This window comes from Marinomonas sp. ABL3_031, from assembly GCF_056161265.1.
This window is the reverse complement of the sequence record NZ_JBSWYU010000014.1, coordinates 78,680-100,134: the sequence shown is the minus strand read 5'-3', so window position 1 is coordinate 100,134 and position 21,455 is coordinate 78,680. Positions and strand designations below refer to the sequence as shown.

The window sequence follows — 21,455 nt, the reverse complement described above, 5'->3', positions numbered from 1 at the left end:
GTCCAAACGTGGGCGTAGCCAGCCTGTTTCTCTAATGGCCTTTAGTATAGGACATCTTGTGTGACAGTTTTTATCACCTTAGTTAAGCGATCCAATATTGGGGCGTTAAGTTTGTACCAATGCCAGTAAAGTGGCAAGGCGATTTTGTCACTTGGAAATAGGGAAATCAGCTGCCCGTTTGCTAACTGCTGTTTAACTTGGACACTAGGAACTAAAGCACAGACTGTGCCACCCATGACAAGTTCAACGAAACCATGGGAGGAAGGGTACCAATGGCTGTTGTTGGCATCTGTTTTGATTTTTAAACATTCTGTCTGATAACGCTCCCATAATTCATCGTTTTCGTTGTATACCAAAGAAGGGGCATTCGCGACGGATGCTACGCTGATGTCTCCTTGCAGATAGTCATCAATAAAGGATTGAGTAGCGACCAGTTCGTAACTCATATTGCCCAAAAAAATCACATCGCCGCCTGCGACAGGCGTACCTATTTGGCTTAAACAAGCGACCACTTGACCCTTTTGTAGCATGCTGCGAGTTTGCAATTGGTCAGCGGCTTTGATGTGCAGTTTGGTGTTACTGATGTGAGCAAATGCTTGCATTACCTGAATAAACCAGGTGGCTAGCACGTCATTGTTGGTCGCAATATTCAGTGGCTGATGATTGACTTCTCCTTGAATACTTTCCTGTAAGCCTTCTTCTAACAAGCTTACTTTATTTAAGTGAGCCAGTAGTTTCTCTCCTAGTGAGGTGGCTACAACAGGCCTAGCACGAATGAGTAACGGACGCCCGTACTCTAATTCGAGACGTTTGATATTTTGTGATACGGCTGATTGGGTAATGTGCAGCGCCGTTGCTGCTTTATCAAAGCTTTGGTACTTAACGACCGATTGTAAGCTGATCAGAGCTTTATAATCAAACATAAGTTTAACTAATGTAGTTTTAATTTAATTAATTTCAATTTAATGTTTTGTTTGCTTAAGATCAAGCCAATTCTTAGGAGATGGTTATGTTGGCGTTGATGAGTGGTGCGATTACCAGTGGTGGTTTGATAATTGCGGTGGGTGCGCAAAACAGCTTTTTATTAGAGCAGGCGCTAAAGCGTCATTATGCTTTTCCCTTGGCGCTATTGTTCATTGTCAGTGATGCTGTTTCTATGATGATGGGGGCGTTTGGTCTGGGCTTGATCATTCAGAGCCATGAATGGTTATTTGCGGCTTCGCGTTGGGCGGGAGTAGCATTCTTGGTTGGGTTTGCTTACAGCAAGTGGCGAGCCTCATTTTTAGAGGAACATTTGATTCTCGAAGCCTATACGAAGAAGCTAGCCGTCTGGCCACTTATCATGACAGCGTTGGCGGTAACTTGGCTAAATCCACATTTTTATCTCGACACCATGATTTTGATTGGCAGTTTGGCGAATCAATGGCAAGACGATAAGTGGCTGTTTGTCATGGGCGGCGTGATGGCTTCTATAGTGTGGTTTTTAGGACTGGCTTTTGTTGGAAGGTTGTGTGCAGCTTGGCTGGAGAAAGCGGCATTTTGGCGTTGGTTTAATCGTATTAACGCGGTCTTGATTTGGTTCATTGCTATACAAATTGCCACCCAACCTTTTTAAGCTTGGGTGGCGTAATGAAATCGTTTTAGGCGTTAAAGTTTGATTTCCACTTCGTGCGGATTTTCATCTGTTTGTACCGATGTGTCCGCCTCTGCCAACATTTCTGCTGTTGCCACAGAGGAGACGGCCAGCGCCACAGGAATTTGATCTCCTTGCTCTTCGATGACCATAGCCGGTTGATAATTGATGCGGTACATTGCCATTAGAATGACGACTATGTTCATCAAGGCAACAAACCAGAACAAGGCGTCGAGACTAATCCAGTCCATCAAGATAGCGGCAATTAATGGGCCAGACATGCCCCCCACACCGTTCAATAAAATGATACCACTACTGGCGGAAAGGATTTGTTCTGGACGTAACTGGTCATTAATGTGCGAAGAGGCTAAGGAGTACATGGGGAACACAAAAGCGCCTACCATGAACATACCTGCCATCATAATTAGCTGACTGTCCATGCTGTAACCAAATGGTACGATCAAAGCCACTCCAGCACCGACAATAGCGACCCACAAAATCGTGACCCGTCTATCTTGACGATCGGAAAGCAAACCGATCGGCCATTGCAATAACATACCACCAATGTAGCTGGCACCTGTGAACATGGAAATTTGTACTATGTTCATACCAATATTTTTGGCATATAAAGCGCCCAAGCCAAGCATGGCACCAGAGGTCACCCCAGCAATAATGACACCGGTTACCCCAAGTGGTGCCGTTTTCATCAGCCCTAAGATGTTGAGCTTTTCAGGAATATCAATGGTTGGCGACGGTGTTCTTACCAATAGCAAAGGCACCAAAGCCAACGAGATCAGCACAGACGTTAAGATGAACAAGCCATAACCACCTGGGTTGGCGATGTTAAGCAAAGCTTGCCCTATGGTTTGACTAGCCCATATTTCAATGATGTAAATCGAAAATAATCTACCACGATTGGTGTTGGTTGAAATGCCGTTTAGCCAGCTTTCGGTGACGATGAAGAGGGCGGCATAGCATAAGCCTGTAAACATACGCATCAACATCCAGAACCAGGGGTTTACGACAACAGATTGCATTAAAATCGTGATAGAAGCTAAGGAAGCAACCGCGGCAAATACTCGTATATGACCTACATTTTTGATCCAGTTAGGCACTATCATGGAACCGATAATAAAGCCCAAATAATAGGCCGACATGATCAAACCAGTGGCAGACGTATTGAAGGATTCAATTGAGGCACGAATACCGATTAATGAACTCTGCAAGGCACTGGCGACGGTCAATATGGCAATGCCAAATAACAGGCTCCAAATAGGTAATAAGGTTTGCTTTAGCATATCATGCCCTTCAAATACGCTGACGAAATAGCAAAAATGTCTTGGTTAATATTTCGGCAGACTATACCGATACAAATTTGGAATGCAATCCTTATTCAATGTTAAATATAAGTCTTATGATGACGATGAAGGGATTTACTAGAGGTATAAAAAAAGCGAGTCGTATGACTCGCTTTGGGTTGGAAATTAGGCACTTTCGTTTCGACTAAAATGTTTCCCCAACAGAGCATGATAAAAGTTATGGTCTTGCAACACGCCAACGCATTTATCGTCGTCCATCAGTACCATAAATTGGTTTGCATGGTAGCGAATTTCCACCGCTTCACGCATATCGATATTGACAGGTATTAGGAATACAGCGTCTTTTGGGGTATTTGTCAGAATGGTTTCGGGAGTCCACTTCACTGTGGTGATTTCACCTTGCTCATTGGCCGCTTTCATCAGCTTACCATCATCCAATTCTAGCCAAGCTTGATCGGTAACCATGATCTTATCATCTTTGACGGCAAGTTGATCAATTTCGGTCATCAAAGAGCGGCCACGCAATACGTTTAGCGGATTGGTGTGGGCAACAAATTTCTCAACATATTCGGTCGCTGGATTGAGGACAATTTGCTCAGGTGCGTCTTCTTGAATAATGCGAGCCGATTCCATAATGGCAATCTTAGTGCCGATTTTTAGTGCTTCATCCAAGTCATGACTCACGAAGATGATGGTTTTATTAAGACGTTTTTGCAGCTCAATCAGTTCGTCTTGTAACTGAGAACGGATTAATGGGTCTAGCGCAGAAAAGGGTTCGTCCATTAACAAAACATCTGTGTCCATGACAAAGGCACGAGCTAAGCCGACACGCTGGCGCATACCACCAGATAACTCATCGGGCTTTTTGTCTGCCCATTTGTCTAGACTCACCATTTTTAATTGTTCACGCGCTTTATTCAAACGTTCTTCTTTTGGCATGCCTTGCATTTCAAGACCAAAGGCCACGTTTTCCAATACGGTTAACCAAGGCATTAAGGCAAAACTTTGGAATACCATAGAAACGCGATGAGTTCGCATATGACGTAGAGTAGCGTCATCACATTTTGCCATATCGACCATTTGTTTGCCATCGCGAACCAAACAGCGGCCACGAGCGATTTTATTTAGACCGTTTACCGCTCTGAGTAAAGTCGATTTACCCGAGCCAGAAAGCCCCATGAGAACACAAATTTCTCCTTCATTGACTTCAATGTTTGCGTTTTGTACACCGACAACATCGCCAGTTATGCCAAGGATTTCATCACGGCTGTGACCCTTGTCCATTAAGGGTAAGGTTTTTTCTTGATTGTCGCCGAAAACAATATCGACATTTTCAATTGATACAACGGCCATGAGTTAAACCTCGTTCTTAACGGATGGGGTTTTGCAGATACGATCAAGGATGATGGCCACTAATACAATAGCAACACCTGCCTCAAAACCTTGAGAAATGTTTACGGTATTAAGTGCTCTTACAACAGGTTTACCTAAACCGTCGGCGCCCACCAGGGCGGCAATCACAACCATGGAAAGAGAGAGCATAATACATTGAGTCACGCCGGCCATAATGCTTGGCATGGCTGCTGGAAGTTCTACTTTGTAAAGTAATTTAGATTTCGTGCAGCCAAAGGCCAAGCCAGCTTCTAATAATTCGTTAGGTACTTTGCTGACACCTAGATAAGTCAAACGAATCGGAGCAGCAATGGCGAAAATAATGGTAGAAATTAGACCGGGTACATAACCCAGACCAAATAGAATTAAAGTAGGGATGAGATAAACAAATGTTGGAATGGTTTGCATCAAATCCAATATAGGGCGTAAAAAAGTGTACAGCCAAGGACGATGTGCCGCAGCAATACCAATCGGTACCCCAATGATGACACTGATGGCGGTTGCTGAAACAACGAGAACTAAGGTTTGAATCGTTTCTATCCAGTAACCCATATTAATAATGAGTAATAAGGCGGCGGCAATAAAGACCAAAAGACCTATGCTACGATGCAAGAACCAAGCACCTGCTAGAATGGCGCCAATGACCACTAAAGGGTGAAGCCATTCGATGGCGTCTACCATGGAGATGATCATGGATTCCAACGTCATAGACACTAAATCAAAAAATACGGAAGCTGCATCAACTAGCCAATCGACAAAGTTTTCCATCCAAGCGCCAAGAGGGATTTTATTATCCGTCAGCCAATTCATATTAGAGTTCTCCCGAAAATTAAACAGTACGCATCACACATTACACCTTTAAAGCAGGGTAATGTGTGATGATGCGTGAGGGTATTATAGACCTAGGTGAGCTTTAACTGCGCTAAGGCCATTGTCACCAGAAGTGGTTTTAACGCCTTCCAACCAAGTATCCAATACACCTGGGTTGGCTTTTAGCCATTCACGAGCGGCGTCATCAGGTTTTTTTCCATCATCAAGAATGGCACCCATAATCTCATTTTCCATTGGTAATGAGAATGTTAGATTAGTAAGTAGCTTGCCAACGTTCGGACATTCTTCTAGGAAACCTTTGCGAATATTGGTATGTACGTTAGCACCACCGAAGTTAGGGCCGAAATAGTTGTCACCACCAGCAAGATATTCCATGTCAAAGTTTGCGTTCATTGGGTGTGGTGCCCAACCCAAGAAAACAATCCATTTGCCACGGCGTGTGTTTCGGCTTACTTGTGACAACATACCAGCTTCACTGGATTCAACGAGTTGGAAATCGCTAAGACCAAAAGCGTTGGAGTCAATCATGTCCTGAATGATGCGGTTACCATCGTTACCAGGTTCAATACCGTAGATACGGCCTGAGAATTCTTTACGGTGTTTGGCGATTTCAGCAAAGTCAGTCACACCAGCATCATAAGCGTCTTTGCTAACCGCTAAAGTATATTTTGCGCCTACTAGGTTTGGGCCTAAGTCTTCCACCGTGCCGGCTTTTAGGTAAGGGTCAATATCCGCTTGCATGGTTGGCATCCAGTTACCTAGGAAAACATCGATATCGCCATTGGCAAGGGATGTATAAGTGACTGGCACAGACAGAAGTTGAGTTTTGGTGCTGTAACCCAAGCCTTCAATGACTTCGCTGGTGATAGCGGTTGTTGCCGTGATGTCAGTCCAGCCAACGTCTGAGAAACGCACAGTTGAACAAGTTGCCGCCATAGTGAAGCCGGATACACCAGCCAAACTGATGGCGATCGCGGTTTTTGTTGCTTTGTTTAACATACCTTACCCTCTCTTTTGTGATAATCAACTCTTGATTTATGCTTTACCAGTAATACTAGAATGACATGTAAACTATCTAATTCTTTGAAATTTTATGCCATGCTTACGATGCGATGCGTCGCAGGGGGCTGATTTGCATCTGGCATAACTAAATTCAGATAATCTTCAATCAGTTGCGCCGAAGTCTTTTTATGTATGCCTCCAGCCAATGAGCCTTGTAACCACATACCGTCAATTAAGGCAGCTACTGTAGTCGCGATATTGCGCGCCTCTTGTACACTGAATTCTGTTTTTAAAACGTGCACTAAAGCAGTGTGTAAGCGCTTTGAGTAAACTCGTTGTAAACGGAACAATGATGGTGTATGCATTGCCGATGCCCAGAAGCCCATCCATGCTTTCACCACTTGGGGGTGAGTTTGGGATTGACTAAAGCTGGCTGTTACAATGGCCATTACTTTATATTTAGCGGGCTTATCTTGCGATTTTATGACTTCCTGTGACAAAACTTCAAAAAATTCGCGAATTAGGCTTTTCATGGTCTCCTCGAATAGACCATCCTTGCCACCAAAGTAGTGATTGATAATGGCTGGAGAAACTCCCGCTTTTTTGCCGATAACGCTAACTGTCGCACCAGAAAAGCCATATTTGTCGATGGCTTTAATGGCCGCTTTGATGAGCTGAGGTTTACGTATTTCAGGCATTCCTACTTTGGGCATGATTAAACCTTTTTTATTAAACAGCTGTTTAACGAAAACTATACTAGGCCGATTGTGTAAATTAGGTCAACCCTTGACAATTCTAAATATTAGTTCTCTAATTAATTTAAATTATTGATTTATATATTAAAAATAATTAAAAAATTAATTTTTCGGTCTTTTTTGATAAGACTTATGTCGGTATGGGATAAATATTAAGAAAAACCTTGCGTAATATTGCCCAACTTTAATCCTTGGCAGTCTGGTTTAATAGTAGGGCAAAAGTATTTTCCAAGTTGTGTTTGCTGTATGAGTTGTCTGTATTACGCTCATGCGTTCCGTATTATGTGTTTATGATGAGATTAAAATGGACTATGGGAGTCGTAAAATATGATGTCGGAGTTAGCATTATTTGATCAGGTGATTGATCGCTCTGCAATGCACAGTGACAAGTGGGACAGATACCCAGAGGGTGTGATTCCCATGTGGGTTGCGGATATGGATTTTGATGCGCCTGAATGCGTTAAAAGCGCTTTGCAAAGTAGGATACAGCAAGGCGTATTTGGTTATACTCACACTCCAAAAGCTTTGGTGACTGCTATTCAGACACACTTACAATCTTCTTATGACTGGTCTATATCAGGAGCACATTTAGTGCATTTGCCGGGATTGGTTTGTGCTCTACATTTAAGTGTTCAAACCTTTTCTGAGCCAGGTGATGCCATTGTGGTACCTGGTCCTGTGTATTATCACCTTACTAAAGCGCCAGAGATGGCAGGGCGCGATTTGTTGCGTATTGACATGACCTTGCAAGAAGGGCGCTGGTTGCCTGATTGGCAAGCGTTTGAAGCGGCTTGTGCGCAAGCAAACAGCAAAATGCTGCTACTTTGTAATCCTCATAATCCGGGTGGCACAGTGTACCGCAAAGATGAGTTGGAGAAGATTCATGCGCTTGCAAATCAATACGATTTGCTGGTGGTCAGCGATGAAATCCACTGTGATTTGATATTGGATGAGATTAGTCATGTCCCTTTCGCCAGTCTCAATCAAGATGCTGCGCAACGTACTATTACCCTAATGGCACCCAGTAAAACCTATAATTTAGCCGGTTTGGGTTATGCCTTTGCTGTGATTGAGAATGCTTACTTACGACAGCGCTTTAATCAGGGTCGAGCAGGGTTGATCCCAACGCCAAATATGTTGGGCTTAACGGCGGCTCAGGCGGCTTATGAAGAGGGACAGGTTTGGCATCAGGCGCTAATTACCTATCTGCGACGCAATCGTGATTACCTAGTCCAAAGGTTGGCAGATACCCCCTTAGTCGTTAGTCATTTGGAGGCCACTTATTTGGCCTGGATAGACGCTTCTAATTTGCCAGTAGAAGACGCTTATGCTTTTTTCTTAGAAGCCGGTGTTGGGGTGTCTCCAGGTAAGGATTTTGGGGATGCGAATTTTATTCGACTGAATTTTGGTTGTTCTTTGGGCGTATTGAAGCAAGCGTTAGACAGAATAGAAAAAGCCATAAGAGTCCTATAAAAGTGCGAGATAAGTCTCTAAGAGGAACTTATATTTTTAAATGAAGTCTTAATCATCATTTGACTTTGTCACGGAATTACAGAGTTTATTAGAGGACGCTCGATTTAGCGGATGCTTGCTTTGAGTGACCAAAAGAGAGTCGTAATAGATGGATTTCTCCGTACGTTTTACGGTGTTTTGTATAGTGCTAATCAGTCTGCTGGCTTGGCAGACATTGCGACCGCGAAGACGCTTATTAAACTGGCGGCAGCGTTGGTGTCATAACTTAGCGCTTTTGCTTATTGGCGCTGTATGTGTGCGTCTTGTACAGCCTTTGTTGTTGAGTGTGATTGCTTTTTTCGGGCAAGACAAGGGCTTGCTTTCTCATCTAGACTGGCCCGTTTGGTGTTCAGTTGTGCTTAGCATATTGATGCTGGATTGCCTGATATATTGGCAACATAGACTTTTTCATCGTGTTCCATTGTTATGGCGACTGCATCGAGTTCATCATACCGACCCAGAACTCGATGTTAGTTCGGCGGTGCGTTTTCATCCCTTTGAAATTTTGTTGTCTTTATTGATAAAAGCAACGGCCATCTTGTTGCTTGGCATTCCTGTTATTGCGGTCTTGCTGTTTGATGTCTTACTAAATGCTGCCGCTATGTTTAATCATACTAATGCACGTTTGCCTGCTAAGTGGGAAGCGGTATTGCAGCGAGTGATTGTCACTCCCGATTTTCATCGTATTCATCATTCTCGTGTGAACAGTGAAGCCAATAGTAATTTCGGTTTTTTTCTCAGTATCTGGGACACTTTGTTTGCTTCTAAATGCTCACAGGCAATAGGGGGCGATGAAGCGTTAAATATTGGTTTACCAGGAACCAAAACATACCAACCAAGGTCTTTGAAAGCTCTGTTATGGATGCCGTTCAAATTGGTGATTCGCAAATCTTGATAAGGAGAAAGGGATGAATTTTCATGAATTAAACCCTGTTGAAATGCGCGTGATAGGCAGCTTGATCGAAAAAGCCATCACCACCCCAGAATATTATCCCCTTAGCTTGAATTCTTTACAGTCAGCCTGCAATCAAAAATCCAGTCGTGAACCTGTCATGAACTTATCGGAAACGGAAATAATGGTAGCGATAGATGCCTTGGTGGCACGAGGTTTGGTCATGGAAGTAAGCGCTTCACATAGTCGTGTTAGCAAGTATCAACATAGGTTTTGCAACAGTGAATTTTCGGATTTGCAATTTAATGATGGGCAAACAGCCATTTTGTGTCTGTTGTTTTTGCGAGGAGCGCAAACGCCGGGTGAACTGAGATCCCGCAGTGGCCGTTTATATAGTTTTAGTGACCTAGACGAGTTGGAAGCTACATTAATGGCGTTGCAAGACATGCAAGGAGGTCCTTTTGTCAGACTACTGCCAAAACAGGCAGGTAAAAGAGAGCAGCGTTATCAAGAGTGTTTCGGTGTGCATCAAGACCCACAACCCCTTTTGAATGAAGACGGTGAGACAGGGCAAATTGAAGAGACTTCATTCACTTTAGAAGGGCGAGTGAGTGAATTAGAAGCAAAAGTTGCACAGTTAATTGACCGAATTCAAGAATTGGAAAATGGCGATGGACTATAATGGTCAATGAGGTCACACTTAGGCGCATTTTTTGCGATTGATCATACGGTCTACGTGGCTGATTTTTAAAGAGGGAATAGCGATGAATACTTTACGCTGGGGAATTATCGGAACAGGGCAAATTGCTAACGCTTTTGCGAATGATTTTCGGTATGTGAAATCAGGAGAATTACGCGCTGTCGCCTCCAGAAACAAATCTTCTGCAGATGCGTTTTCGAGCAAATACGATATCGAATTGGCATTTGTAGATTATTTTTCCTTAATCAACAGTCATGAAGTGGATGTTATCTACATCGCTACGCCTCATGTGCATCATTACGAGTTGGTAAAAGCTTGTATTCTTGCAGGTAAAGCTGTGTTGTGTGAAAAGCCATTTACCCTCAATGAAGCACAATCAAGTGAGCTTTATGATTTAGCGGAGCATCACCAGGTTTTCGTGATGGAAGCCATGTGGACGCGATTTAATCCTGTTATCGAGCAAGTATTAGAGTGGGTTGAAGAAGGCGAAATTGGCAATTTGCAAAGTATCCAAGCCAGTTTTAATTTCCTTGCGCCAAACGATCCAGAACACAGACTGATGAATCTAGAATTGGGCGGCGGCGCCTTGTTGGACGTGGGAATTTATCCTGTCTTTTTGGCACAACTTTTCTTTGGTAAGCCAGATTTTGTACAAAACCAAGCCGTCATTGGGGATACCGAAGTCGATGTGTTTGAGCAAATTTTATTGGGATGGGAAAGTGGACAACTCGCCTCATTAGAAGCTTCTTTGATTTCTTGTCATCCCAATCGCGCGATTTTATCGGGTTCTAAAGGTTACATTGAAATTGATTCAGAATGGTTTTGTGCCAAGTCATGCCGTATTGTGGATTCAGACAACAACGAACGTGCTGTTGAATTTGATTTTCCAGGCGTTGGGTATCAATTTGAAGTAGACGAAGTAAACCGATGCATAGAAGAGGGCTTGCTGCAAAGTCCTAATCACAGTTGGCAGGATAGTTTAGAACTGATCGCTACTTTGGATGAAGTTAGACAAGACATAGGGCTGTATTACCCTGGTGAAGAAATGCCTTCTGAGGAAGACTTACATCACCATCATCATGAACACAATCATCATAAACATTAATATTCTGTTATAAAAAAGGCTCTGACCATCAAAACGATCAGAGCCTTTTCATATTTGTTAAAAGCTTATTTTAGGTGCTTATTTAATGTTGGCAGCAACGTCTTGAACAAACGTGGCGCAGCACACAATACATCACCAGAGCCGAGTTTTGGTGAGCCGTCAAAAGCAGCAATCAATGCACCCGCTTCTTTAGCGATGAACAATGGCGCTTGCATTTCCCATTCTTGTAATTGGATGCCCCAAGCGGCATCCAAACGACCTGCGGCAACATTGGCTAGCATAAGTGCTGGCGCATCTTGCATCACAACGCGAGCACCTTGTTGCGCTACGTCTGATAGGATAGCTAATTGACCAGCAAGATAGGTTGCTGTGCGTTCAGTGGCAGGGAACTGAGCAGCTAAAGTAGTGTTTTCTAATCCGCGAGCAGCGCTGCTACGAATACGAGAATTGTTTAGGTAAGCACCGCGACCTTTACTGGCGTAAAACTCATCGCGAGTGTGAGGGTTAAGCACTAGGGCGTGTTCCACTTTTCCGGCAACCAAATAACTAATGGTAATAACGTGGCCAGCTAGACCGCGAGAGAATAAATGCTGTCCTTGGATAGCGTCAATAATCCATTCGCCTTCTTCACCCGTTTGTACATTGCCTTGCAGGCGAGTGGTGATGGTGTCGGCTGGGTAAGCTTTTTCCAAGTGGTAAACAATGCTGCGCTCAGCACCAGAACAAACAGCAGCGTATACTTCTGCAGCAGATTTACCCTGTTCCTTATCAAATAATAATTTCTCTTGTGAGTGAACTATGTATTCTGCAGCGGCACGAGCTGCTTTTAGTGTGACATTGATTCTAGGTTGCATAATTTACCGTCAATTAATTTGTCATTAAGTATGCACTGCCCGTCCCTTGTGAGAACAAGCCAGTTGCCAGATAAAGTGTTAAAGAGCGGGCGGCCAGATGTAACCATCTAACTGCCAAAATTTGAGCGAGAATTCTAGCTTAAATATTCTGCTTAGGCTAGGGGGGAGTTGGTTAAAAACTAAACAAATACGGGATAGGGAAATTTTTCTGGTAACATAGTCCGACTTAAACCGATTCCAAAATGAGTTACTGACAAAATGCAAAATAAAGTTCGCATCGTTCTGGTGAATACGTCGCATCCTGGCAACATTGGCGGCGCTGCACGTGCCATGAAAAACATGGGCTTGGCCGATCTTTACCTGGTTGCCCCACGTGAATATCCGAGTCAAGAAGCCATCAGTCGAGCTTCAGGGGCGACCGATATCCTTGAGAATGCCGTTGTCGTGGATACCCTTGAGGAAGCCTTGGCAGATTGTCAGTTGGTTATTGGCACGAGTGCACGCGAGCGAACCATTCCTTGGCCTTTGGTAGACCCTCGTGAATCTGCTGACTTGGTATTTAATGAAGGCTTGGAAACCGCCTTTGTCTTTGGTCGCGAAGACAGAGGTTTGACCAATGAAGAATTGCAGCGTTGTCATTACCATGTACACATACCTTCCGTGTCTTCTTTTAGTTCGTTGAATCTGGCGGCAGCAGTACAAGTGATTGCCTATGAATTGCGTATGAAGAGTCTATTGAATCAAGAAGCGCCAGCGGTGCAAAATAAATGGGATGTGCCAGCGTCAACTGTAGAGCAGGTGGATTACTTGTTGGAACATTTAGAGAAAGTATTAATCGATATTGAGTTTCTCGATCCAGACATGCCTATGCAGGTCATGCCAAGGTTTCGTCGTTTGTTTCAGCGTTCCAGATTGGATCAACAAGAATACGGTATGCTACGCGGCATGCTAACGGCAATGGAAAAGCAAATGAACAACTAAATTGCAGGCTATTTGAAAATGGGCGAGAGGCGTTAAGTCTCATCACTCTGTACATAAAAAACCACCTTAGCTCGAAATGAGATAAGGTGGTTTTTTGTTGGTTTTCAAGAGGTGTTTAATTAAGCTGGTCGTTCCGGACGACCTTCTTCTTGCCAATGTGTGTGATACTTCTGACCAGCTTCACCGTCGACTCTCTCGTAGGTATGCGCTCCAAAATAGTCACGTTGCGCTTGCAATAAATTGGCAGGCACGACTTCGGAACGATAGCCATCAAAATAAGCCAAAGCAGAGAAGAAGGACGGTGTGGGAATACCTGATTGTGCGGCTAACACAACGGCCTTACGTAAGCCTTTTTGCTTGCTTGCCATGGCATCAGCAAAGTAATCACTCAACAACAGGTTTTCTAGCTGAGGGTTATCAGTGAAAGCATCCGCTATCTTCTGTAGGAAAGAAGCGCGAATAATACAACCACCGCGCCAAATTTTGGCGATGTCACTGAAATTAAGAGTCCAGTTGTATTCTTTTTGAGCCGCCCGCATGATTTGGAAACCTTGTGCGTAAGCGCAAATCTTCGCACAGTAAAGGGCTTCTTCAATAGCGGTTTCTACTTCGCTGGCTTCAATCTCACCACTTTCCACATCGGCAACCAGTTTGCTGGCTGCGTGCTCACGCTCTGTGGCTAGTGTACTTAGGGCTCGAGCGTAAACGGATTCACTGATGATGCCAGCTGGAATCCCCATTTGTGTTGCGCTGATAGAGGTCCAACGACCAGTGCCTTTTTGACCCGCACTGTCGAGAATCATATCAACCAAAGGCGCACCCGTTTTGTGATCGTATTGCTGTAAAATGTCGGCGGTAATTTCTACCAAATAGCTGTTCAATATCCCTTTATTCCATTTCTCAAACAGTTTACCGATCTCTTCTGGTTCGTAACCTAATAGTGAACGTAATAAGTGATAAGCTTCACAAATCAATTGCATGTCTGCGTATTCGATACCATTATGAACCATCTTGACATAATGACCCGCGCCATCAGGACCAAGATAGGCTGTACAAGGTTCACCTTCAGTCACTGGTTGTCCCGGCGTATTACTCACTATTGGGTTGCCATCTTTATCGACTTTGGCCGCCACGGCTTCCCACATAGGTTGCAAATATTTCCAAGAATCAGCGTCGCCGCCGGGCATTAAAGAAGGTCCAAAGCGAGCGCCAACTTCACCGCCGGAAACGGCGGTACCGAAAAACTTGAATTTTTCTTTGTAGTCCGCTTCGCGACGAATGGTATCCGTCCATTGGCTGTTACCGCAGTCAACCACTATGTCATCCGCTTCTAGACCAGCTTTAATCAAACTTTCACAAACCGCATCAACAGGTTCACCAGCAGGTACTAACACAACGATAACGCGTGGCTTTACTAAGTTAGATAACATGTTTTCCATGCTGTCACAGCCGATGATTCTGGCTGGAGCAGAAGCATCTGGACGCTCAGCTGTTTCTGTGGCTAAAACATCTTTCACTTTATGTGTGTCCAGATCAAAACCTGCAACTCGATAGCCGTGATCAGCTAAGTTTAAGGCCAAGTTTTTTCCCATGACACCCAGGCCGACAAATCCTATATTGCAGTTCTGATTCGTTTCTAACATAAATATCGATCAACCTTTTGAACAATTGGGGATTGAGGAAATAATCTTACCATGAAGTGGGAAAATGCAGGAGATGATAAGGAGGAGAAAAAACTAAAAAACGAGAAAAAATGAGAGTGATGGCTAGTAGCCTTAAAGATTGTAAGGTGATAGTCGTAAAATTTTACAAAATTTCTCCTTAACTTTTCGATGTACTTTTTGGTGATTGGATTTCCATTTAGTAGAAAGACTACCAAAAAGAAAGAAAACTACAGAAATATTGTTCACTATTTCATCATCTTAGTGTTTTTTTAGTCTTTCAAATTGAGATGCTTAACATAATTTTATAAAAAACAATGAATTAACCAGTATTATTGATTTTCAAAATGGTAATAAAATAACACTTTGTTATAACAATATGCTTTCTTAGAATCTTTTGTTACTATCATTTTTACAAATAAAAATCTTTCCAAAGAGATAACAAAAAAACCACTCAAACCTTATCGTACAGAGGATTAAGCGTAATGAACTCCGCATCGGAAGTTACTAGAATTCACAAGAACCTAACCACATCACAGTTGGTGGAAAAGGCATTGCAAAATGGCGAAGGGGTTCTAGCCGATAATGGAGCACTTGTTGTTGAAACGGGTGCTCGTACAGGTCGTTCTCCAATGGATCGCTTTATTGTAGAAGAAGCATCTAGTAAAGATAGTATTCACTGGGGACCTGTTAATCGTCCATTCTCAGAAACAAAATTTGCTCCTTTATGGGAGCGCGTAACCGCTTATTTGGATGGCGAAGAAACGTATTTATCAAATATTCACGTTGGTGCGGGCGATGAATATTATCTTCCAGTCATTATGCGAACGGAAACTGCTTGGCATCATTTATTTGGTCGTAACTTGTTCATTCGTCCTGATACATATAATCCAAACGATAAAGGTGAATGGCAAATTCTAAATGCGCCAGGTTTTGTTTGTGAGCCAGAAAGAGACGGCACCAATTCTGATGGCTGTGTCATTTTGAATTTTGCTGAGCGTAAGGTACTGATTGCAGGTATGCGTTACGCTGGTGAAATGAAAAAAGCCATGTTTTCTGTGCAAAACTACTTGTTACCTGCTTATGATGTGCTGCCTATGCATTGTGCGGCGAACGTAGGTAGTGACGAAGATGTGACTTTATTCTTTGGCCTATCTGGTACTGGTAAAACAACCTTATCTGCGGATCCTGAGCGTTTTCTTATTGGTGATGACGAGCATGGTTGGGGTAAAGATACTGTCTTTAACATTGAAGGCGGTTGTTACGCTAAGACCATTGATCTGTCGAAAAAGAACGAGCCCATTATTTGGGAGGCAATTAAGTTCGGTACGATTGTGGAAAACGTAGTTCTGGACCCTGATACTCGTGTAGCGGATTACACGGACACTTCTTTGACACAAAATGGTCGCGCAGGTTATCCGCGAGAGCACATTGAGAAGCGAGCACCAGAGAATCGCGCTGGTGAACCAAATGCCATCATTTTCTTAACTTGCGATTTAACAGGCGTCTTGCCACCTGTCTCCATTTTGAGCAAAGAAGCAGCCGCTTACCATTTCTTGAGTGGTTACACGGCTTTGGTCGGTTCCACTGAAATGGGGGCTGGTACAGGTATCAAATCAACCTTCTCAACTTGTTTTGGCGCACCTTTCTTCCCTCGTTCTGCTGACGTTTATGCCGATCTCTTGATTAAGCGTATTGAAGAGTTTGGCAGTAAGGTTTACTTGGTCAATACCGGTTGGACTGGAGGTGCCCATGGTCAAGGCGGAAAACGTTTTAGCATTCCAACCACGCGTGCTGTGATTGCTGCGATTCAGTCTGGCGCATTAGCGGATGTTGAAACAGAGCATTTAGCCGATGTGAATTTGGATGTACCGACTCAGGTGCCTGGTGTGGATAGTGTACTTTTGAATCCTCGTAAAACCTGGTCTGACCAAGCAGCGTATGAAGCGCAGGCAAACAATTTGATTGCTCAGTTTGTGGAAAACTTTAAGAAATTTGACACCGTATCTGAGACGATCTTAAAGGCTGGTCCAGCGCTGTAATTGCTTATTTCATATAGTTTTTTGAAAAAGCCGCAACTGAGTTGCGGCTTTTTTGTTGGGCGTAAAATTTTTTGTTTTTTTGGTTAAAATTTAAGCTAGCCATTAGCCTTATAAATAATGTAATCTTTTGTATATGTATATTGATAGCCATTGCCATCTTGATTTTGGTGTATTTGATCAGACTCGTGATGAGTTAATGTTGAACTGTGATGCGGCGGGGATAAAAGGCTTTTTGGTGCCAGCTACGACGGCAGCTTCTTGGCGAACGCTAAGTCGTTTGGCGAAACGCTATTCGCAGTGGCGGATAGCTTACGGTTTGCACCCTTACTTTTTAGCGCAAGCAAAGCTGGGGGAATTGGATGCATTGGCAGAGGCATGTGAAGCTGATGATGTATTGGCCATTGGTGAAATAGGTTTAGATAATTGGCCTGGTTCCTATGATATGGACGTTCAAAAAGATTTTTTTATGCGTCAATTACAGATAGCGAAAAGTTTGAATTTGCCCGTGGTGATTCATGCGCGTAAAAGTTATGACTTGGTGCATCAATTATTGCGTCGTGTTGGTTTGAAGTGTGGCGGTGTCATACATGCATTTAACGGTAGTTATGAGCAGGCGCAACGCTTTTTGGAATTGGGTTTTGTATTGGGTATAGGCGGCACAATTACTTATCCGCGAGCGAAAAAAGCCCAGCGTGTATTGGCGGCTCTGGGCCGACAGGCTTATGTACTAGAAACGGATTCACCGGATATGCCATTATTTGGTAAGCAGGGGCAAATTAATACGCCTTTGTCTGTGATTCAAGTAGCGCAACATGTTGCTCAGGTTAGGATGGAAGAAGTAGAGCAGATTGCTGTCGACAGCTATGGTAATCTACTGAGAGTTTTTCCTAAGTGGCATGAGGGCTTACTTTGAACAATACACAAGATATTAATGCATCCATCCGTATTTTGCTGCTGGGCTCAGAAACAGAAGTAGGGGCTTCTTTTATTCAGCAAACCAAGGATAGGCCTGAGTTTAGCTGGTTGTGCCCGGAGGAAGCTTTATTGCTTGACTCAAATCGCCGTAAAGAACTAGCGGCTATGTCGTATGATGTTGTGATTGACGCATTAAGTTTGCGATACGCCTTGCAAACCGATTATGAGAAGTTTTTAGCGACTTTGTCCTTTCTCAGTGAGGAGGCAAAGGCGCCATTGATTATGTTAAGCAGCGCCCGAGTATTCTCTGGTGGTAAAGGGCTGGCTTATACAGAAACGGATTTGCCTGATGGTCAAAGTGCTTATGCAAAGGCTTTGATTCAGGCAGAGGTTACGGTTTTACATCATCCTCAAAATATTGTTCTGCGTACCGGTTGGTTGTTTAGTGGACAAGGGGATGACTTTGTTTGTCGCACGTTGGAGTCTATTCAGGGTGGCGTTAATCTTGCTTATAAAGATGATTTGATTGGTAGTCCAACACCTGTCTCAGATTTAGTGAGAGTGGTATTGTCTATGATCAATCAAGATCATTATGGTGCGGATAATAAAGGTATTTATCATTATTGCTGTGCGGAAGAAATTAGTTGGGTTGGATTGGTTGAGGCGATTGTGACAACTGCCGCGCAATTTGATTCAAGAGCTCAAGTGGACGTAGAGACGCCATTGGAAACAGTAGAAGGCGTACCACAAATGGCGATGAAGCGGCAGTCTTTGTCTTGTCGTAAAGTATTTAACCATTTTGGTATTAAACAACGTCCCTGGAGATCAAAACTAAGAAGTCTGGTAAAGGAACTGTATCAAGTTAGTTGAATAAGATATGAACAACAGATGATTCAATTATGGATTGCATGTTGCTCATGTCTTTTCAAGGTCAGTGGTTGACCTTTGATATGCAGATAGAGCAGGAGTTGACGTGCATAAAATGAATCTGAAAGCGGTAATGGTCGTATTTGTTTTTCAAGTTGTGGTTGGCGTTCTTTGGTATGCATCAACACCTACTCAATTTTTGGGTAGGTCTGTGTTCCATCAAGGGGCACAGCTGCCAACTTGGGATGTATTAACAATTTTCTTTTGCTCAAGCTTTGTATATTTGTGGTTTACTGCATGGTTAATGGTAAGAGTGGGTCATTTAACTCGACTTGGCCAATTTACGCTAGCCATTTTTATTTGGTTATTCATTGTGCTGCCAAACTTCATGATTGTCGCTATGCATTTAGAAATAGACTATAACGATTCAGTCTATTTATTATCCTACAGTGCGGTGAATTGCGCCATAATGGCATTTATTTTGCCATTATGGCGACCATCTAGATCTATTTTTAAAGATTAATCTTTAAGTGTGGTGAAGTTTTAGTAGAGGCTGCTCTCTGGCCATACCAACCAAAGGCAGACACCGCTGATTGCAATGCTAATGATTGCTTGGCTAAGTATGCTTGGTATGGTCTTGTTGGTTAAGCCATTGACAATAGGCGTGACAAAGCAGGAAGCGCTAATCAAAAACATAACACTTAATGGAATGTCTGCTAATACATGACTTTGAGTAATCAGCCCAGCTAAAATTATAATGCCTGCTGCACTGCTGAATTCTTGGTGTTTAGAGAGCAAGAGTACAATCAAGAGATAAGCAAAACTTGCCGCAGCAAACGCACCTAATAATTGCCCTATCAATAAGCTGCCCCCAATAGAAATAACTGGAGCCGCACCACCTGCCACTATCATCAGACCAATCATTGGCAAATGAGGCTGTAACTTTTCTATACCAGATTTAGCTTCGTCTTGTTTGCTGTCGGCTAGATGGCTTAGCGCAAGATAAATCACCACCAATAAGGCACTTACTAAGCTCCAAGCTAAACTGATTGGCATGCCTGAATGTTTTAACACAGGATTAAGTAATGCATAGAATGATAAGCAGGCCAGTATCAGGCTGATACCATATTTAAGTACCGAAGAGAGCTGAGTTTTACTTAAAGTTAAGTAAGTCAAAATGCCTAAAATGGCACTTATCGTGTAATAATCCATGGCTTGCTTGGGTGGGAAACTGAGGCCTGAATGAATCAGCCCCAGCCCAACCAAGAAACCACCGAGGTAGCCAAGAAAAGACGCTGAACGCAATAATTTGCCAGCAATAAAGCTGACTATTAAAGCGGCAAAAAAGGGGTAAACTGCCGTATGTAATAGCATGATTAAATTAGAATTGCTGGCTTGATCGTACATGTCTTTTCCTTAACTAATATTACTGGCGGATGCCTTCCACATAGACTTCAATTTCTGTTGCGTCGGTAACACCAGGGATGAAGTAAGTGATGCCGAAATCACTGCGGTTGATTGTGGTTTTCGCTTCAAAACCTGAACGGTAGCCGCCCCAAGGATCTTTGCCTTCGCCAATTTTTTCAATTTCGAACGTTACAGGTTTAGTTACGCCATGCAGTGTTAGGTCACCAGTGAGTGTATCACCGTCAAATTCAGTGCTATTGAATGTTAATGTTGGGAATTGCTTCACATCAAGAAAGTCTGGGCTGCGCAAGTGCTTGTCACGAGCATCGTGGTTAGTATCTACGCTGTCCGCTTGAATAGTCAGTGTTGCTGAGCCAGATTTACCATCGTCGCCGTATGAAAAATCACCGCTAAACTCATCAAAGCGACCCACTGTAGTGCTTACACCCAAGTGACCAATTTTAAAAATGACAGCAGAGTGAGCGGCATCCACTTTGTAGTCTGCTGCAAAAGAAAGGCTAGAGGCCAATGCCAAAGCGCTAATGGTTAATAATTTCATTGTGTTCTCCTAGTTAAAAAGTAAGTTATTCCTTTAGTTTAGATTTTTTTATTTAATAAATAATCCTCTAAAAAAATAATTCAATATTAACTATAATGAAATAATCTATTGGGAACTTTTTGATAATGCGGAAAATGAAATGGATAAGTTTCAAGCAATGAAGGTGTTTTGCCGAGTGTATGAGGTGGAGAGCTTTAAGTTAGCGAGTGATTCACTTGGAATCTCAAGACCAATGGTGACCCGGTATATTAATTCCATTGAAAACGAATTAGGCACCAAGTTATTGCAAAGGAACACTCGTAATATCAGTGTGACGCATGCTGGTCAAAGATATTATCAACATTGTATTGCCATCTTAGATGCTTTGGAAGAAGCAGAAAGTGAAATAGGGGAGTTGACTCAAAAACCAAAAGGTTTATTGAAAGTCAACGTGCCAATGGATTTTGGTTTGACTCACTTAGTGCCTTTGCTTGATAGCTTCAGTCGTTTGTATCCGCAGATTGAATTGGATGTGGATTTTAATGACAAACGTGTTGACATGACGGAGTCGGGTGTTGATCTTGCTATTCGAGGCGGTATGCTGGGAGGCGATCAATTCGTGGCGCGTAAGCTCTGTACAACAGGGTCTTATGTGTGCGCCTCTCCAAAGTATCTTGAACGTAATGGCAGGATTTCGTCTTTAGAGGACTTATCGAAGCATAATTGCCTGATTTATACCAATACAACGACATCTGATCATTGGAGTTTTAGTGGTGCTAATGGAGAGCGTCGTTCAGTGGTGGTATCAGGTAATTGTCGAGCGAATAATGGTGGTGCCTTAGTACGATTAGCTTTACAAGGGGTTGGAGTCATTTATCAACCAGATTTTCTGGTGTCTAAGCATATTGAGTCCGGCGCTCTGGTGAGTGTTTTGCCACAATGGAAAGGGTATGAATTAAGTTTTCACGCTATTTATCCACAGCGTAAATTGATGTCGCAGAAAACGCGCTTGCTGCTTGAATTTTTACAAGAACATTTGTAGTTAAAAG

General features: G+C 43.0%; 21 protein-coding genes. 11 read left to right on the top strand and 10 right to left on the bottom strand.

Features of this window, described 5'->3' with window-relative positions:
• Window positions 1-41 precede the first annotated feature (41 nt).
• Entirely contained in the window at window positions 42-923 is an 882-nt protein-coding gene (locus ACXAH2_RS14815) for an ArgP/LysG family DNA-binding transcriptional regulator (protein ID WP_475079568.1), read from the bottom strand.
• A gap of 86 nt (window positions 924-1,009) precedes the next feature.
• Between ACXAH2_RS14815 and ACXAH2_RS14810 the strand changes: the two genes are divergently transcribed.
• Entirely contained in the window at window positions 1,010-1,615 is a 606-nt protein-coding gene (locus ACXAH2_RS14810; RefSeq protein WP_475079567.1) for a LysE/ArgO family amino acid transporter, read from the top strand.
• A gap of 32 nt (window positions 1,616-1,647) precedes the next feature.
• Here the strand turns inward: ACXAH2_RS14810 and ACXAH2_RS14805 are convergent, their stop codons facing one another.
• The 5 genes from ACXAH2_RS14805 to betI all read right to left on the bottom strand — a co-directional run bounded on the left by ACXAH2_RS14805 (window position 1,648) and on the right by betI (window position 6,890).
• Complete coding sequence (locus tag ACXAH2_RS14805) at window positions 1,648-2,931, bottom strand: MFS transporter (protein WP_475079566.1); 1,284 nt, start codon at window positions 2,929-2,931, stop codon at window positions 1,648-1,650.
• 186 nt (window positions 2,932-3,117) lie between these two features.
• Window positions 3,118-4,305 (bottom strand): choline ABC transporter ATP-binding protein, encoded by a 1,188-nt coding sequence (gene choV / locus ACXAH2_RS14800; RefSeq protein WP_475079565.1) that lies wholly within the window; start codon window positions 4,303-4,305, stop codon window positions 3,118-3,120.
• Between the two features lie 3 nt (window positions 4,306-4,308).
• Complete coding sequence (choW, locus tag ACXAH2_RS14795) at window positions 4,309-5,154, bottom strand: choline ABC transporter permease subunit (RefSeq protein ID WP_475079564.1); 846 nt, start codon at window positions 5,152-5,154, stop codon at window positions 4,309-4,311.
• An 84-nt stretch (window positions 5,155-5,238) separates the two neighbouring features.
• Window positions 5,239-6,174 (bottom strand): choline ABC transporter substrate-binding protein, encoded by a 936-nt coding sequence (locus ACXAH2_RS14790; protein WP_475079562.1) that lies wholly within the window; start codon window positions 6,172-6,174, stop codon window positions 5,239-5,241.
• A 92-nt stretch (window positions 6,175-6,266) separates the two neighbouring features.
• Entirely contained in the window at window positions 6,267-6,890 is a 624-nt protein-coding gene (gene betI, locus ACXAH2_RS14785; RefSeq protein ID WP_475079561.1) for a transcriptional regulator BetI, read from the bottom strand.
• Between the two features lie 369 nt (window positions 6,891-7,259).
• Between betI and ACXAH2_RS14780 the strand changes: the two genes are divergently transcribed.
• From ACXAH2_RS14780 to ACXAH2_RS14765, 4 genes are all read left to right on the top strand, one after another.
• A complete protein-coding gene (locus tag ACXAH2_RS14780; protein ID WP_475079560.1) occupies window positions 7,260-8,405 on the top strand; it encodes a MalY/PatB family protein in 1,146 nt (381 codons plus the stop codon).
• 148 nt (window positions 8,406-8,553) lie between these two features.
• Window positions 8,554-9,339, top strand: a complete 786-nt coding sequence (locus tag ACXAH2_RS14775) for a sterol desaturase family protein (protein WP_475079559.1) — start codon at window positions 8,554-8,556, stop codon at window positions 9,337-9,339.
• Window positions 9,340-9,352: 13 nt separating this feature from the next.
• On the top strand, window positions 9,353-10,018 hold the full coding sequence (locus ACXAH2_RS14770; protein WP_475079558.1) for a YceH family protein: 666 nt from the start codon (window positions 9,353-9,355) through the stop codon (window positions 10,016-10,018).
• Between the two features lie 82 nt (window positions 10,019-10,100).
• On the top strand, window positions 10,101-11,141 hold the full coding sequence (locus ACXAH2_RS14765) for a Gfo/Idh/MocA family protein (RefSeq protein WP_475079556.1): 1,041 nt from the start codon (window positions 10,101-10,103) through the stop codon (window positions 11,139-11,141).
• Window positions 11,142-11,206: 65 nt separating this feature from the next.
• Here ACXAH2_RS14765 and ACXAH2_RS14760 read toward each other — a convergent pair whose 3' ends face one another.
• Window positions 11,207-11,995, bottom strand: a complete 789-nt coding sequence (locus ACXAH2_RS14760) for an inositol monophosphatase family protein (protein WP_475079554.1) — start codon at window positions 11,993-11,995, stop codon at window positions 11,207-11,209.
• A gap of 258 nt (window positions 11,996-12,253) precedes the next feature.
• On the opposite strand from ACXAH2_RS14760, the gene trmJ reads away from it, so the two are divergent.
• Complete coding sequence (gene trmJ / locus ACXAH2_RS14755) at window positions 12,254-12,976, top strand: tRNA (cytosine(32)/uridine(32)-2'-O)-methyltransferase TrmJ (RefSeq protein ID WP_475079552.1); 723 nt, start codon at window positions 12,254-12,256, stop codon at window positions 12,974-12,976.
• Window positions 12,977-13,095: 119 nt separating this feature from the next.
• On the opposite strand, the gene gndA is transcribed toward trmJ, so the two are convergent.
• The gene (gene gndA / locus ACXAH2_RS14750) at window positions 13,096-14,619 is read right to left on the bottom strand and encodes an NADP-dependent phosphogluconate dehydrogenase (protein ID WP_475079551.1); all 1,524 of its coding nucleotides are present in this window, start codon (window positions 14,617-14,619) and stop codon (window positions 13,096-13,098) included.
• A 503-nt stretch (window positions 14,620-15,122) separates the two neighbouring features.
• On the opposite strand from gndA, the gene ACXAH2_RS14745 reads away from it, so the two are divergent.
• The 4 genes from ACXAH2_RS14745 (at window position 15,123) to ACXAH2_RS14730 (ending at window position 18,984) form a co-directional block, all read left to right on the top strand.
• Window positions 15,123-16,679 (top strand): phosphoenolpyruvate carboxykinase, encoded by a 1,557-nt coding sequence (locus ACXAH2_RS14745; RefSeq protein WP_475079550.1) that lies wholly within the window; start codon window positions 15,123-15,125, stop codon window positions 16,677-16,679.
• A 133-nt stretch (window positions 16,680-16,812) separates the two neighbouring features.
• Entirely contained in the window at window positions 16,813-17,592 is a 780-nt protein-coding gene (locus ACXAH2_RS14740) for a TatD family hydrolase (RefSeq protein ID WP_475079548.1), read from the top strand.
• Window positions 17,589-18,464, top strand: coding sequence for an SDR family oxidoreductase (locus ACXAH2_RS14735; protein ID WP_475079547.1), 876 nt, complete (start codon window positions 17,589-17,591; stop codon window positions 18,462-18,464). Before ACXAH2_RS14740 ends, ACXAH2_RS14735 begins: the two co-directional genes overlap by 4 nt.
• Before the next feature lie 112 nt (window positions 18,465-18,576).
• On the top strand, window positions 18,577-18,984 hold the full coding sequence (locus tag ACXAH2_RS14730; protein ID WP_475079578.1) for a hypothetical protein: 408 nt from the start codon (window positions 18,577-18,579) through the stop codon (window positions 18,982-18,984).
• Between the two features lie 20 nt (window positions 18,985-19,004).
• Here the strand turns inward: ACXAH2_RS14730 and ACXAH2_RS14725 are convergent, their stop codons facing one another.
• Together ACXAH2_RS14725 and ACXAH2_RS14720 are read right to left on the bottom strand one after the other, a co-directional pair.
• Complete coding sequence (locus ACXAH2_RS14725; protein ID WP_475079545.1) at window positions 19,005-19,868, bottom strand: hypothetical protein; 864 nt, start codon at window positions 19,866-19,868, stop codon at window positions 19,005-19,007.
• Between the two features lie 19 nt (window positions 19,869-19,887).
• On the bottom strand, window positions 19,888-20,427 hold the full coding sequence (locus ACXAH2_RS14720) for a YceI family protein (protein ID WP_475079543.1): 540 nt from the start codon (window positions 20,425-20,427) through the stop codon (window positions 19,888-19,890).
• Between the two features lie 139 nt (window positions 20,428-20,566).
• Here ACXAH2_RS14720 and ACXAH2_RS14715 point away from each other — a divergent pair, with 139 nt between their 5' ends.
• On the top strand, window positions 20,567-21,448 hold the full coding sequence (locus tag ACXAH2_RS14715; RefSeq protein WP_475079541.1) for a LysR family transcriptional regulator: 882 nt from the start codon (window positions 20,567-20,569) through the stop codon (window positions 21,446-21,448).
• The last annotated feature ends 7 nt before the right edge of the window (window positions 21,449-21,455 follow it).

What these genes read in the sequence shown, in the direction of transcription:
- ACXAH2_RS14725 (WP_475079545.1), bottom strand. Translation starts at nt 19,868, where the DNA reads ATGTACGATCAAGCCAGCAATTCTAATTTAATCATGCTATTACATACG.
- ACXAH2_RS14770 (WP_475079558.1), top strand. Translation starts at nt 9,353, where the DNA reads ATGAATTTTCATGAATTAAACCCTGTTGAAATGCGCGTGATAGGCAGC.
- ACXAH2_RS14775 (WP_475079559.1), top strand. Translation starts at nt 8,554, where the DNA reads ATGGATTTCTCCGTACGTTTTACGGTGTTTTGTATAGTGCTAATCAGT.
- ACXAH2_RS14715 (WP_475079541.1), top strand. Translation starts at nt 20,567, where the DNA reads ATGGATAAGTTTCAAGCAATGAAGGTGTTTTGCCGAGTGTATGAGGTG.
- choV (WP_475079565.1), bottom strand. Translation starts at nt 4,305, where the DNA reads ATGGCCGTTGTATCAATTGAAAATGTCGATATTGTTTTCGGCGACAAT.
- ACXAH2_RS14815 (WP_475079568.1), bottom strand. Translation starts at nt 923, where the DNA reads ATGTTTGATTATAAAGCTCTGATCAGCTTACAATCGGTCGTTAAGTAC.
- ACXAH2_RS14805 (WP_475079566.1), bottom strand. Translation starts at nt 2,931, where the DNA reads ATGCTAAAGCAAACCTTATTACCTATTTGGAGCCTGTTATTTGGCATT.
- choW (WP_475079564.1), bottom strand. Translation starts at nt 5,154, where the DNA reads ATGAATTGGCTGACGGATAATAAAATCCCTCTTGGCGCTTGGATGGAA.
- ACXAH2_RS14740 (WP_475079548.1), top strand. Translation starts at nt 16,813, where the DNA reads ATGTATATTGATAGCCATTGCCATCTTGATTTTGGTGTATTTGATCAG.
- ACXAH2_RS14790 (WP_475079562.1), bottom strand. Translation starts at nt 6,174, where the DNA reads ATGTTAAACAAAGCAACAAAAACCGCGATCGCCATCAGTTTGGCTGGT.
- ACXAH2_RS14810 (WP_475079567.1), top strand. Translation starts at nt 1,010, where the DNA reads ATGTTGGCGTTGATGAGTGGTGCGATTACCAGTGGTGGTTTGATAATT.
- ACXAH2_RS14745 (WP_475079550.1), top strand. Translation starts at nt 15,123, where the DNA reads ATGAACTCCGCATCGGAAGTTACTAGAATTCACAAGAACCTAACCACA.
- ACXAH2_RS14720 (WP_475079543.1), bottom strand. Translation starts at nt 20,427, where the DNA reads ATGAAATTATTAACCATTAGCGCTTTGGCATTGGCCTCTAGCCTTTCT.
- ACXAH2_RS14730 (WP_475079578.1), top strand. Translation starts at nt 18,577, where the DNA reads ATGAATCTGAAAGCGGTAATGGTCGTATTTGTTTTTCAAGTTGTGGTT.
- trmJ (WP_475079552.1), top strand. Translation starts at nt 12,254, where the DNA reads ATGCAAAATAAAGTTCGCATCGTTCTGGTGAATACGTCGCATCCTGGC.
- ACXAH2_RS14780 (WP_475079560.1), top strand. Translation starts at nt 7,260, where the DNA reads ATGATGTCGGAGTTAGCATTATTTGATCAGGTGATTGATCGCTCTGCA.
- betI (WP_475079561.1), bottom strand. Translation starts at nt 6,890, where the DNA reads ATGCCCAAAGTAGGAATGCCTGAAATACGTAAACCTCAGCTCATCAAA.
- ACXAH2_RS14760 (WP_475079554.1), bottom strand. Translation starts at nt 11,995, where the DNA reads ATGCAACCTAGAATCAATGTCACACTAAAAGCAGCTCGTGCCGCTGCA.
- gndA (WP_475079551.1), bottom strand. Translation starts at nt 14,619, where the DNA reads ATGTTAGAAACGAATCAGAACTGCAATATAGGATTTGTCGGCCTGGGT.
- ACXAH2_RS14765 (WP_475079556.1), top strand. Translation starts at nt 10,101, where the DNA reads ATGAATACTTTACGCTGGGGAATTATCGGAACAGGGCAAATTGCTAAC.